13 protein-coding genes are annotated in these 13,480 nt (G+C 57.3%); 11 read left to right on the top strand and 2 right to left on the bottom strand.

What is annotated here, in order from left to right:
* Nucleotides 1-4: 4 nt before the first annotated feature.
* The 5 genes from KHO31_RS11660 (at nt 5) to KHO31_RS39260 (ending at nt 6,998) form a co-directional block, all read left to right on the top strand.
* Nucleotides 5-3,637, top strand: coding sequence for a beta strand repeat-containing protein (locus KHO31_RS11660; protein WP_201139151.1), 3,633 nt, complete (start codon nt 5-7; stop codon nt 3,635-3,637).
* 10 nt (nt 3,638-3,647) lie between these two features.
* Nucleotides 3,648-4,412, top strand: coding sequence for a FecR family protein (locus tag KHO31_RS11665; protein WP_201074738.1), 765 nt, complete (start codon nt 3,648-3,650; stop codon nt 4,410-4,412).
* Between the two features lie 195 nt (nt 4,413-4,607).
* Nucleotides 4,608-5,639, top strand: coding sequence for a hypothetical protein (locus KHO31_RS11670; protein ID WP_201085582.1), 1,032 nt, complete (start codon nt 4,608-4,610; stop codon nt 5,637-5,639).
* A 24-nt stretch (nt 5,640-5,663) separates the two neighbouring features.
* Complete coding sequence (locus KHO31_RS11675; RefSeq protein WP_201085581.1) at nt 5,664-6,668, top strand: hypothetical protein; 1,005 nt, start codon at nt 5,664-5,666, stop codon at nt 6,666-6,668.
* Nucleotides 6,669-6,803: 135 nt separating this feature from the next.
* A complete protein-coding gene (locus KHO31_RS39260) occupies nt 6,804-6,998 on the top strand; it encodes a hypothetical protein (RefSeq protein WP_236061346.1) in 195 nt (64 codons plus the stop codon).
* Nucleotides 6,999-7,088: 90 nt separating this feature from the next.
* On the opposite strand, the gene KHO31_RS39265 is transcribed toward KHO31_RS39260, so the two are convergent.
* A complete protein-coding gene (locus tag KHO31_RS39265; protein WP_236061344.1) occupies nt 7,089-7,730 on the bottom strand; it encodes a TonB family protein in 642 nt (213 codons plus the stop codon).
* A 645-nt stretch (nt 7,731-8,375) separates the two neighbouring features.
* On the opposite strand from KHO31_RS39265, the gene KHO31_RS11690 reads away from it, so the two are divergent.
* On the top strand, nt 8,376-8,612 hold the full coding sequence (locus KHO31_RS11690) for a hypothetical protein (RefSeq protein WP_201074745.1): 237 nt from the start codon (nt 8,376-8,378) through the stop codon (nt 8,610-8,612).
* Nucleotides 8,613-8,737: 125 nt separating this feature from the next.
* On the opposite strand, the gene KHO31_RS11695 is transcribed toward KHO31_RS11690, so the two are convergent.
* Nucleotides 8,738-9,757 (bottom strand): Crp/Fnr family transcriptional regulator, encoded by a 1,020-nt coding sequence (locus KHO31_RS11695; RefSeq protein ID WP_201085580.1) that lies wholly within the window; start codon nt 9,755-9,757, stop codon nt 8,738-8,740.
* A gap of 201 nt (nt 9,758-9,958) precedes the next feature.
* Here KHO31_RS11695 and KHO31_RS11700 point away from each other — a divergent pair, with 201 nt between their 5' ends.
* From KHO31_RS11700 to KHO31_RS11720, 5 genes are all read left to right on the top strand, one after another.
* On the top strand, nt 9,959-10,321 hold the full coding sequence (locus tag KHO31_RS11700; protein ID WP_201074748.1) for a hypothetical protein: 363 nt from the start codon (nt 9,959-9,961) through the stop codon (nt 10,319-10,321).
* 49 nt (nt 10,322-10,370) lie between these two features.
* A complete protein-coding gene (locus KHO31_RS11705) occupies nt 10,371-10,583 on the top strand; it encodes a hypothetical protein (RefSeq protein ID WP_201074750.1) in 213 nt (70 codons plus the stop codon).
* Nucleotides 10,584-10,604: 21 nt separating this feature from the next.
* Nucleotides 10,605-10,901, top strand: coding sequence for a transposase (locus KHO31_RS40000; protein WP_201074752.1), 297 nt, complete (start codon nt 10,605-10,607; stop codon nt 10,899-10,901).
* A gap of 1,406 nt (nt 10,902-12,307) precedes the next feature.
* Nucleotides 12,308-12,691 carry an AMP-binding protein gene (locus KHO31_RS39270; protein WP_211623355.1) on the top strand — a complete coding sequence of 128 codons (384 nt, stop codon included), beginning with the start codon at nt 12,308-12,310 and terminating at the stop codon, nt 12,689-12,691.
* Nucleotide 12,692: 1 nt separating this feature from the next.
* The gene (locus KHO31_RS11720; protein ID WP_201074757.1) at nt 12,693-13,385 is read left to right on the top strand and encodes a formyltransferase family protein; all 693 of its coding nucleotides are present in this window, start codon (nt 12,693-12,695) and stop codon (nt 13,383-13,385) included.
* Nucleotides 13,386-13,480: the final 95 nt, after the last annotated feature.

The raw sequence follows: 13,480 nt of genomic DNA on the forward strand, positions 1-13,480 counted from the left end.
TTCCTTGCGCCCAAAGACCGTCTCGCCGTTGCGCATGTCGGCGATTGCTGCTGCGGCCATTTTCGTGACGTGGAATATTCCGTCCGTGGCGGCAGCGCCCGCGGCCAATGCACTGCCGACTGGCGGCACGGTGACGTATGGCGCCGCCACGATCACGCAAAACGGCAATACGCTCAACATCAACCAAAGCAGCGGTTCGGCGATTGCGAGCTTCGGTACGTTCAGCATCGGCGCCAACGCGGCAGTCAACATCAACCAGCCGGGAGCGGCATCGTCTTTCCTGGCGCGAGTGACCGGCTCGGACCCGTCCCAGATTTACGGCCTGCTCAAGTCGAACGGCACGGTTGCGCTGATCAATCAGAACGGCATCCTGGTCGGCCCGTCCGGCGTGGTCGACGTATCGCGGTTCATCGCCAGCACGCTCAACATCCGCGACAGCGACTTTCTGGCGGGACGACTGACGTTCAATGCCGGCGACGTTGCGGGCCGTGTCGAGAATCAGGGCGTCATCAAGACGGCCAGCGGCGGCAGCGTCTACCTGATCGGCGCCGACGTGAAGAACAGCGGCGTGATCACCAGCCCGAACGGTGAGGTGCTGCTGGCAGCCGGACAGACGGTGCAGCTAGTCGACACCGGCACGCCGGGTGTGACGGTCAACGTGACTGGCACCAGCGGCAACGTGACCAACCTCGGCACCATCGCAGCGGAAGCGGGCAGCATCGGCGCGGCTGCGGGCCTGATCAACAACAGCGGCGCCATCAACGCCAGCAGTGTGGTGAATCGAGGCGGACGGATCTTCCTGCGCGCCTCGCAAAACCTGGCCACGACGGCAAGCTCGAGCATTACGGCCGACGGTGCGATCCAGGGCGGCAATGTCACGTTGGTTTCGGACAAGATCGCGTATCTTGGCGGCACTATCTCGGCGACCGGCTATGCGGGACCAGGCGGCTATGTCGAGACATCGGGCAAGCAGTCGCTGGACGTGGTGAAGCTGCCGACGGTCGGCGCGGGCGGTAAGTGGTTCATTGATCCGTATTCTCTCGAAGTGGTGGCGGGAAGCTCCAATAACGCGAGCACCTCGGAGAACGTGATCACCTCTACGGGTTCGGGCTCCACCATCAGTGCCGGCACGGTGTCGGGCATGCTCAACAGCGGCGCCAGCGTCATCCTTGCCACCGGCGCCGATGGCGGAACCACCGGCGGTGACATCACCGTTAGCGCCGCCATCAACAAAACCAGCGGCACGGCGGCATCCCTGACCCTGAATGCCGACGGCAACATCAACATCAACGCCGATGTCACCAGCACCTCGAACACGCTTGCGCTGAATCTCAACACCAACGTCAACGGCATCGGAAGCGGCACCCATACGGTGACCGTCAGCAACGCCACCCTCGGCCTCAACGGGGGCGCGCTGACCGTCAGCGACGGCGCGAGCGCATCCGGCAACGGCAATATGGTGCTGGGGAGCGGCGGCTCGATCGACCTCAGCCACGGCGGCGGCCTGTCCGCCGGCAACCTGACGCTGCTGGCCGGAGGAACGCTGAACGCCAATGCTTCCGCCCACCTCAGTCTCTACGCACTGACCAACGGCGGTACGTTGTCGCTGAACAATTCCAGCATGAACGCCGGTTCGTTTCTCAATACTGGAACGGCCACGTTTACCAACATGACGGGATCGGTCAGCAATGTCAGCAACCAGGGCACCCTGTCGATGACGTCCGGCACTTCGCTTGTCGGCGAACAACTCACCAATACCGGCAACCTCGCGCTGGACAATGCCACCCTGAGTGTCGGCACGTTCACCAACGACACGGGCGGACATCTGTCCGGTAACGGCACGATTTCGGTGGCGTCCGGCACGGGCGTCCTGCTCAACAATGGCACGATCTCCCCTGGTGGCGACGGCGCGATAGGTTCGCTGTCGATCAATGGTGGCTATAGCCAGAGCTCCACCGGCACGCTGCTGATCGACGTCGCCAGTGCCAGCAGCTACGACACGCTGAACTATTCCGCGTCGTCGCTCTCGCTCAATGGGACCCTGCAAACGAATTTGCTGGGCGGTTATGTCCCGGCGTCGGAGACAAGCTTCGCGGTACTTTCAGGCCCGGTCAGCAGTACCGCGCCCGGTGTATTCCGTCATGTCCTCGGCAACGTGATCGACAGCAACGGCGCCCTGCAGATGATCAAGCCGGTTTACAACAGCTCGGGGCCGGGCTTGTCGCTTGCCATGGCGGGATCGGAGACCATCACTTATACGGGCACGGGCGACAGTGTGTGGGGCGGCACCTATTTCTGGTCAACCGGTTACTTCCCGACGGCCATCGACAACGTCATCGTGACTGCGGGTGGACGCCTCGCGCATGGCGTCTACGACGGTGTCGATACGGTCAACAGCATCACGTTCGGTGCGGGCTCCAATCTGTACCTGTCTGGCGGCACGCTTAATGTGACCAACCTCAACGGCAACGGCAGCGTCGCTGTCGGCGGCGGCGTTCTCGGTTATACAGGCGTTGCCAACCTGGCTTCGTTGTCATTGACCAGCGGGGGAAGCATCGTCGGCACGGGCAGTGGTTCCCAGCTCAATATCGCCGGCAGCTTTTCGCAAAACGGCGGCTCGATCTCGACCAGCGGCGATATGTCTGTGACGCAAAGCACGGGCGACCTGACAGTGGGCGATATCACCGCGCGCAACCTGACGCTGACCGCGGCAAGCGGGGCAATATCCCAGCAGGACTCGCCACTGCACGTCACGCAACAGTTGAGCACCGCGTCAGCCAACGGCACGACACTGACGCTTGCCGGCAATCAGATCGCTGGACTTTCCGCCAGCAACACCACCGCTGGCGACATCTCGATCGTCAATCACCTCGACACTTCCGATACCAGCGCGGTGAATGTCAACCGCATCACTAACGCTGGAGGCAACGTCAGCATAAGCAACACGGGCGCGATGACCGTCGGTGCGGTGGGCGTCAATGCGACAGGCGGCATCGATCTGTCGGTCGCCAGCACCGGTGCCTCGACCGGCAATCTCACCCTCAATGGCGCGCTTTCGTCCGCTGGAGGGAATATCAACGCGGTCGCCGCCAACAACCTATCGGTCAATGCGAACGTCGCGACATCCGCGCCGGGATTGATCACGCTTACAACGGTCAACGGTGTCGTGACGTATGCGGCGGGTGTCAGCCTTTCCGACGCCACCGGCACGCGCGTGCCAGTGCCGGTTGTGGTGCCGCCGATAACACCTATAACACCGGTGATACCTGTGACGCCTGTGACGCCTGTGACGCCTGTGACGTCCGTGACACCTACGAGCCCCGCGACTTCAGCAACCCCTACGACTCCGGCGACTTCTGATCCTGATTCTTCACAAACGGTGGCGTCCGTGGTTACGCAAGCGGTGACGCCAGTATCGAATGCCGTTGTTCAGACTGTGACGTCGACATCGGCCGTCACCACGACCTCCACGCCTCCCACAACGACAGCCGGCGCCAGCAGTTCATCGTCCGCGGAACCCACGACGGTGGGCGGTCAGCCGGGCACGTTCGGTGGCACCGACACGCCAGTAGATTCGAGCCAAAGCACCAGCAAAAGCGGCAGCAAATCCACCACGACCAAAATGTATTGCAGCTGATATCCCGACAATGAAACGAGTCATCAACACAACCCATTGGCGCGACCGTGCGATGTTCCGGCTCACGGGGCAATTCCTGCTGCTGCTAGTCATGGTGGGCTGCGGCAGCAGCGCCTATGCGCAGGCTGTGGGCACGGTTACGCACTTGTCCGGCGTGCTGACGGTGAAACACGCCGACGGCAGCACGGCGCTGCTGGCGGTCAAGTCATCGGTATTGCAGGGCGACACGTTGGTCACCGAAGTGAACACGTACACCCGAGTGAAATTTGTCGACAACGGCGAGATGGTAGTGCGCCCGTCTTCGCAAGTCGTCATCAAAAGCTACGTGTACGACGTGGATCACCCGGAGATGGACAATGTCGCCATCCGCCTGGTCAACGGCGGCTTGCGCTCGGTAACCGGTCTGATCGGAAAGCGCAACCATGATGCCGTCAGCTTTGAGACGCCGACGGGCGCCATCGGCGTACGTGGCACCAACTTCGGTGCGCTGTTCTGCCAGAACGATTGCGGCAGCGTCCCGACGCCGAGTGGGAACACGCCGCAGAATGGTCTGTATGTCGACGTGTCGCAGGGTGCCGTAGTGCTCAGCAATCCGGCCGGCCAACAGGTCTATCAGACCGGCCAGTTCGGCTATGTAGCCAACTTGAATACCCCGCCGATGGTGATACCGCCGGCACAGGGCGTGCCGGTAACGATGCCGCTGTCGATCAGTCGGAATGCACCGGCGACGAATGCCGGTGGGAAGGGCTCTGACGTGGATTGCGTGGTGCAGTAAATGCAGCAGGCATCATGGCCCAGTGTCGTAGCGCGAACCCGGGCCAACAGGATCAGTGACTCCGCTGAAACTGGATCCAACCGATATTATCGTCATGCCCATGCCATAGCATTGCGTAAACCCGACCCGTGACGTTGCTTGCACGAACCCAATCTCCAGTCGATACTGAATCGTGCACGCCATCGGGAGGCCGTCATGAACGTCACGAGCGAACACCTCAAATCGATTAACGCGATTTTGAAAAGCAAAAAGCGCGACTCGGATCCGGCACATTTCCTCGCCCTGCTGACGGGCCAGTTCATCATCTACGGCATGGACGATCCCCAGCGCAATTATCTTGCGATCGCTCTGCTGGCGGAGGAAGCCTTCAAAGCGAATCAAACTTCCATCGACGAAAAAAAAGTGGGACCGAAAGTCGCATCCGACAAGGCGGTCTCGAAACAGGTGTCGAACTATTTCATCGACTTCAACAAACAAGGCGACGTGGTCGCCCACGGCGCAGGCTTCGCGCTCATACGTGGCGCCGATCCCACTCCGCAAGATGCCACGCGTGAAGCAGAGCGGGCTGCGTTCAGCACCCGGTTCGAGACTTCCAGCCTTGGACTCACTGCGGTACCCAACGCCGATCAGCTTTTCTCCGGCGCGAAAAAGGACAATCTGGATCTGTACAAGTCCAAAAAAGAACTCAAGGATCTGACGGGTAGCCTGAAGAACTTCGCCGTGCGTCGCGCGTGCAAATTTCTGATCTACGACTCGATCAAGGACGGTGTCAAGATTGCCTACGCATTGGACGACCTGACCCTCTTAACGGTTGTCACGGGCGCCGCCATTAACCTCAGGGACCCAGGCGGCAAATCGGTCAAGCAGAAGGTGCCGGTATGCACATCGGAGATCCGGGAGATTTTCCGCAACTGGGACTACCTCAAGGACCACGTTGTGTTCTTCAAGGATTTCAAGAGCGTACCGCCGCCTTGGTGCGCGCCGACCGCTCAGGGCAACGAAATCGCGCTCTGGGCGAAGTACGCAGCCGCGCGGGCGAGAAAGCTGCAGGCAAAATACGACAAGACTGATAACAAGCTCTACAAGACTGTGAAGAATACGGTCGCAAGCGCGGCACAGAACAATATCCCGATCCTCACGCTGAGAGACTTCCACGCGTCGAAACCAAGTGCTTTCAACCCCAGGTATGCCCTGCCCGTCGATAACGAGGCACACGAAAACGTGTAATCGCCAGTCTGGAGGTGGCACAAAATGTACGAGATGCAGGATGTGCGAACAAAGCTCGACGGCTTGGCCATCGAACCAGTGTGCTATTACCGTCAAGGGAAGGGTATGTGCACCGGGGTGGTCATGGAATGGGTACGGAGAATATTGGTAGGAGACAAAAATATCAACCCCCAATCCTCTCTTTATCCCAAGATGATGATTGATCAAGACCAGGACTTTTTTAAGGAAAATAAAATCAAAATTTTAGAGAAATCTAAAAAGAAAGATGATAAGAGAGAACACGCGCAGAAAATAATCTACGACAGATCGCGGAGTGCCTTTGATAGCGATTTTCAGACTAATGGGGCACGTCACCCGTGTCTTTCGGAATGGATCGCATTGACTGCCGAGTGGAAAGGCGCATCCGGAAAGGGCGATCCCAATCAGAGATATATTGTGAAAGGGAAAATCACCCTCTGGGCACAGAAATACAACATAACCGCGGCACCGGAGGGGGTTGATCCTAAGGTCATCGAGAAGTACCTGGCGGAAGCAAATCGGGATGCATATGATCACGATTACTGGGAATGGAGAAAGACTGAGCCGATCGAAGTGGGCATCTTTAAGGAATATTCCGAGGAGGTGGAGCGGATGTACTTTGATGACGTTGGAATAGCATTGCGTGCACGGTTCAGCGGAATGAAAGTTATCGAGTCGGCCAATTCATTGAAAATACAGACCAGAACGTCTTGGGAAGCGGTGCAGCAGGCAATTAGAAACCAGCAGTTCACAGAAGACCGGGGAATCGTATTTGGCATCCTCGGAAAAGATATCGCCCATTCGTTGGGTTTGTACCATGTCGGCAAACAAGAGTATTTCTGGATGGACCCGAACTACGGCGTGTGGTTCATGGAGCAGCCTGGAATCGTCGACGCTATGAAGTATCTTTTTGATGCAACGGGCAAACCAGGAGAGGCAGGGGTCTACCAGGAAAATGGCGGTGGGACACCTACCGGGTTCGAGTATTCAGTTTGGGGTGCAAACAGTTGAATTCGACCTTGAGCCGTGCTCGAGCGTTCAAGACGGAACAGGTACACGCGCTCTTCGACGTGAACGTATTCGGCATCCAACGAACCCTGAGGGCTGTATTGCCTGACCTTCAGGAAACAGGGTGATGGCCTGGTTGTGAATATCGGCTCGATCCTCGGCCGGGTGACCTTCCCTTTTTTCGGTGGCACGCGTCCCGCACGTTTGGTAGTGGGGCAGTCGTTCGGCGCTGACGCTATCAATGCTCAAGCAGTGTCGATCCATGCCCAGTTGATGGAGGGTCTCGGTCTCGGACAGTTCGCCGAACCGCGCATGGATTCGGCGGCGGCTTAAAAAGCCGGTCACCCACTGTCGACGATCGGTAGCACGCGACCCGATGCGGACAATCAATATTCCAGCAAGCGGCCAATTGATCCCTGCCTGTTAATCGGGCCCTGGTCGGATCGTCAACCTCAACTTAGCCGGCGTCTTTCCGTCGTCATCGGCAGGCAGCGGGTCCGAACGCAGGACGGCCTGCAGGGCAGCTGAATCCCACTCGGGATTGCCACTGGATTGGGCGATGGTTGCCTCCAGAAGCCGACCGTCTGGCTCACTGCGCACAGCAATAATCGTTTGCAGGTTTCGGTCCTTCCCGTCCCAGACGATATTGGGTCTGATGCGCTGCCGGAGTTTCTTCGCGAACGATCGGACTGCATCGGTGCGCAGGACGAAAAACTGGAATTCCGTCTCGATGGCAACCGGTTTCCCGTCTGTGCCGGTAAACGCGTTACAAATGGCCAATTGCGACTTACGAAGCGCGATATCGTCAAACATCGGATCTTCGGAGGACCGAACCAGCACGGCATCCGTCACCTTCCCCTGCGCATCCACCGAGGCCCGGACGACTGCAAGCAGGCCTTGTGTCGGCAGCGTGCGAACAACGCTGGTCGAGAGACCATAAGGGGGGGAGCCATAGTGGCACTGCATGAGGACAGCTGGAACGTATTGAAGCAACGGCTGGGCGTGGAGAGGCACAGCGGCGATCGCGATGGTAGTGGCCAGGAACGCGTGTAGTTTTCTTATCATTGATCTGGTTCGTCAAAGGTTCGAAGTGCAGCCCGTACCGCTGCCATTCGCATAGGCATCTTGCGGCAAAGGGTTTGACACAACCTGGTAGCGGCACGGCGGCATCGAGTGCCCAGGCTTGCATCGACATGTGTGGGTTGGTGCTCCATCTGATGCGACCGGCGGTGATCGTGAACTGCCCTTCAGTGAGCTCTTTCTAACGTCTCAGCTTTGTCGAAAAGCAGTCGTTCATGCTCCCGACTGCGCACCGCTGACCGCAGCGGATGGTGCGGGACGCTGAGAGTACCAGTGCCGATCACGCTCAATCGATCAGGAATGCGCAAGGAAAAATAACCGCGCGCCGAGGACTAGTTCCGTTGTCCGCGCTATCGACGAATTGCCCTGCTGCGACATTTACACCGCTTAATGCAATTGTCGTACGGAACATGTAGTCAAGGAGTGCTCGACGCACAGTCCGAGCTTGACGTCGGCGAGACGATCAGTTGATCGGGCTCAACGTTCGCCATGCCAAAGCGCGTCAAATGGGCCATGGCGCCGCTGTTTGACCATCATGCACCTATTGTCTGAAGATTGACTGCAATTCGGACATCCGTGCCGACAGAGGATCCGCCTCTCCTTTACCGCTCAACCGAGAGAGGATAAAAGATGGGGACTTTCCGTTTCATCTACCGTGTCGTTTCCGCCGGGGCACAGCAACTGGAACGAGGCACGTTTCGTGGCTATGTGGAAGTGGTCACAATTGCTGCGGACGGCTCAGTGTTTAACGATGTGTTGCCGTGCGGACTCTTGAGAGAAACTGAGGCCGACGCGTATGCCGACGGGGCAGCCCTCAAGGATCGGCTCGAAATCAAGGAGATCATCCGGGAAGCCACGTTAGATTAGCAACCGGCCGCACTGAAACGGAACGCGACCTTGTCCGATCACCCTTGTCAGCCGTTCATGACCTGCTGATCCGCGCTTGCCAGAACACCCTGTGTCAACCGCGTCTCATGGCAAGCCGCGCTTCCTCACAGGCTGCTAAAAAGCAGCTCAGATTCGCGCTGAATGACGGCGTAACAGTCGCAGGCCTGAAGTTCCAGCGCAGCGCGGTCGACCAGCCGGATCCGTCCATTGTCGTAACGGATCGCGCCGGTATCCTCGAGCTGCTTCGCGATCTCTGCCACCTTCGTCCGACGCACGCCCAGCATGTTCGCGATCAATTCCTGTGTCACGTGCAACTCACTCGCCTCAAGGCGATCAAGACTCAGCATCAGCCATCGACAAAACCGCTGAGTAATCGAATGATGCCGATTGCACACGGCAGTCCGGGCCATCTGGCTAATCAGCGCTTGCGCATAGCGCAGGAAAATTCGCTGCACAGAGCCGCCACGTGCAAACTCTTCCACGGCGAACTGCGCGTTCAACTGGTAAGCCTCGCCCGCGCTCTGGACCACGGCACGATTCGACGCGGTGTCTGCGCCCATAAAGACGGTTATGCCAAGTAACCCATCTTTGCCGATGACCGCCGTCTCTGCCAACCCGCCGCTATCCGTCACATGCAGCGTGGAAATAATTGCCGTGGTGGGTAAATACAGGTGCGTCAGGCGGTCGCCCGGCTCGTGCAACACCTTCCCCAGCGGCATGGAAACGGGAGTGAGATGCGGCACGATGCGCGCCCACTCCTCGGCGGGGAGGCCAGCCAGCAACTGATTCTCGTCCCGAGCCTGTAGCCCATCGCCAGGCGTGTCAGTCGCACGAGCCTGTGCCTGCATACCGCGTAACACCCGCTCGGTCAGATTGATATGCAGCCGTTCAAGTTCGTCCCGATTCTGCTCAGGCAACAGACTCAGCACTGCCGTGCGCAACGTGTCATGCCCGAGCGCGTCAAGGATCTTGAGTTTCGCGAGCGTTCCCAGATCGCTCTTGCCCGTGCGCCATGCCGAAATCTGGGCGCGTGTCAGCCCGAGGCTCTCGGCCAGTTGTGCATCGCTGCAAAACTCTCCGAGCCGCTTCACGTCGTCGTACAGCGCATGCCAATCGAATGTCATTCAGGAAGGACGAAAAGGGTTGTCAAATACATTTGACGTCGACAAGGCGGTATGAAATACTGCCTCGAATAGAAAATGTGCGAATCAGCGTGTAACGTGTAAGGCCAATTAATTTGTTATAGCACACGGCATGCGCTCGATACATGAGGGGCGGTCGCGCGCCTTTCTGCATTACATTCAAGTTGTTACCGGAGCCTTCGCTTGAGCGATTTCACATCGTACGTGCGGCTGCCCCATACGTTGACCGCCGACAAGCCTTCAATCGTTGCCTCGGGTTCGATCGACGACGATCAATTCGCAGCACGTCAGGTCGAATTTGTCCGTCATCTATTCGGTTACTGCACCTATTTGCATGAGCATGCCCGGACAACGCCAGTGTCCGATGCTTTTCTGGCCGTGTTCGTCATGCTACTTGAAGTTCTCGAACTGAACGCCCCAATCGAAGCACGTCAATGCGCTACGCAACTTGCCCGGATCATGCAGGTGACGTTTCCTGGTCTCGAAGTTGAGACGAAACAGATTCTGGATTCGGCCATCGCCAAAAGCAAACGGCCCGACGCATGACGCAACGCTGCCTCAACGCTTCAATCGTGGAGCGCAATTCGGCATATCAATGTTCGATTCCATTCTTCGGCATCGAAAGCTTGAGTCGCACATGATCGCCCAAGGTCAAAACGATAGTTCTTCTGTGAGCGAAAAGCGCCGCCGAGCGTGGCGGTTTGCCAATGCAACCTTTAACGACGTGCTTATCTGGGTAGGCACGACGACTGCGATTGTTCTGATGGTTCTGTTCGTGGTCGGCTGCTGCTATCTCAATGGTGCGTAAAGCTTGTTTCAGAGATTGAAGATGCCTCATTTTCCGTTATCAGACGAAGACTGGTCCAAGATTGAACATCTGTTTCCGCCTATTAGTAGCAAGGGCGTCGGACGCCCACGCCGAGACCCGCGCCCTATCATTGAAGCGATCTTCTGGGTCATGGAGACAGGCGCAAAATGGCACCACCTCCCCAGCCATTACCCACCTGCGCAGACCTGCTACATTAAATGGCGCGAGTGGAAAAAAGCCGGATTGATGTCCAAGGTTGCGGACGCGTTGGACACGGTACCTATTAGGGAAGCAACCCGCTGCTCGCCGGATTTTTAAGCCCCCGCTCGGCCGAAAGGGCGGTGTCGATCAGTCTCGCTTCGTCAACGGTGATTGACTCAAATTAACCGACAAGGTCGATCGACAATTTTGTCTGACCGCCTCAGACTGGCCGGTCTGTGTCCGCCATCTACATCCGCCTCGCGGGCTTTTTCAATCCGCTGCCCAATCGCTGTTTCAGATGGAAGTGACGTCTAGCGAGCACGTTGATCGCAGCCACGCACGCAGGAACTCGTACCGGCCGAGAGAGGGCGACAGGGTTTGTAACTCGGCGGAGAGCCTATCGAAAGAGTGGATCAGCTCTTCCGCTGTGGACCGTTTAAAGCACGCCTGCGCATGCGCATCCGGTAGTGGTGGAGGACTTTCGGCGGCGGGCAACCCCCGACGCCATTGAACAGGAAGGGGATAATCCGGCCCCCACAAGACAGAAGCTGATGGGGCGGCAACCGCTCCTGAAGCAGTTATCGCAAAAGCAATGAGTACGCATACTTCTCGCATCGAAGCCTCGTGGTTCTCGCTGCGGCTAGTTCCTTCGACTTGGCCACGGCATTCCCCTTTGTTCTGGTTTCCAGGACCTGCAAAAAGCGCTTTTCTTCAACCACGGCGCCGCCAACGCGGCAAAGACAAGCTTCGTAATTTTGACGCAGTGGCACGGCGTTTCTGAATGGGCCACCGTGCCCCAAATCATAGCCGTGCGGTGAGAGCGTGACTAGCGACGTGTCGAGATGCTGCGAAGCTTTGGCTTAAGGGTGCTCCCAATGGGTAACGGGTGCCAGGATACTTATCAGAGTCCTCGCGTTGCGCTGCCCCTGATCTCCGACATTGTTGTTCTTTACACCGCCGGATGCTACCTGCGACAACGGAGGTCCGTGAACGACCGATACTGTTGAAAAAGTCGGTGACGGCCGTTCTTATCCGGCTTTCATGGGTCGCTTTACCCTTAGCCGATGCTCGCGAGCGGTTTGTGGGGCGATCTGAGAGGTCGAATTTTTCGCTCGCGATGTTAGCGCGACGCGCTACGACTTTTTCAACAGAATCGACCCACTGCCGCCGTTCGACCCTGCAAGGGTCCGGCGACGGCTCTCCAAGGTGCAACGGCCGTTCAGTCGGTCACATTGGGTGGCCATCGGCGCCGAGTCGAACACGGTGTGCTGCGAATGGCCGCCTCCGAAAAAAGTTCGAGACCGTTGTCAATATAAGGCCGTATGGAAACGTGGTGTGGAATGTGCGCGGTGACTGAGCTAGTGCCATCGATCAGGACGATGGCGACGAATTTTGAAATCGATGATGGCAATCGCTATCGCGGTTCTGCGTGCGGTATCGCGCAGAGACCAGCGGTTCCCTACTCTATGCTTAATTGCTTAGTCGGAAGCCTTCAATTGGGGGCTTGAAGTTTGCCGGAGAGGATGGAATTGCCCCGCCCGGCTGTCGGCAATGAGGGGGTTCCCTTGGAGGTTCGTCGAGGGATGACACAAGAGCGTGCTGCAGATACCGTTGGCGCCGTGCTTGCAGCGGTTGGACAGACCAGCGACGCGAGGCGATGTTTGCTGTTTGGGCATCGTAGCGTCGCCGCCTATGTTGGCGTGCTGGGAATTCTCGACGCCAGGATGGCCTATGTAAAGCTCAGCCCGGAGATTCCGGCTACGCGGATCGCGGCCATCATCATGCAGTCCGGCGCGCCGTTGATGCTGGTCGATCGTCGTAGCGCCGGGGTGCTGGAAGAAGTGCTGTCTTTGCTCGACTGCCTTCTGCTTGATGAGCGTCCGGATATTTCATACACAAGGACTTAAGATGATCTTTGTGGGCGGCGGCGATCTTCTTACGCAAGCGGTAAGTTGCGCTCACAAGCTTGGGCTGAATGTTGATGTCGTGTGTTGTCCAGTTGGCGACCCTTCTATACCAAGACTCAAAAAGCTTGATGTTGCGATATTGGAGGCGGAAAATCCAAATGTTGATCTGCTGCCGATACTGGATGATCTCAAGGGTAATGTGGCTTTTTCAATCAACAACAAATATATCTTGGGTAATGGATTATTATGTTCAAGTGTTAATTTTTTTAATATTCATAACGGGCTCACTCAAAGATACAGAGGTGCTGCGGAAGTTTGTATTTTTGCGGCGCTTTGCAAGGGCGAACAACGATATGGCGTCACCTTGCACAGGATTCTGCCGAGCCAGAAAGTTGATTCTGGTCCGGTTATAGCACAACTTGAGTTCGATATTGCTACTGATGATGTATTTTCAACAGTTCTCACGAAGTCACTCGATGCCTGCCAAAAAATCTTTGAGTTAAATGTTGAAAGTGTGGTGACTGGAACATACAGAGCAAACGACGTCGAACTTTTCGATTCAGAGTATTCATATAAAAAACTCGCTCAGATCTGCGTTGAAGCTGACGCACTCGGATTTGCCAAAGCAAGTAAACTTGGACCTTACGCGGCTTTGTTCCCTAAGTTAAAGGCTTTAGTTGAGTCGTCGCGCTAAGACGCGGCGTGGGGAACGCTCTAGCCAAGGAAGCTATACGCCTCGTCCAGCTATTGGGGACGCTCGTCATCCAGCATAGGGCTCGACATCATCAC

It is taken from the genome of Paraburkholderia domus, assembly GCF_905220705.1.
GTDB lineage: Bacteria > Pseudomonadota > Gammaproteobacteria > Burkholderiales > Burkholderiaceae > Paraburkholderia > Paraburkholderia domus.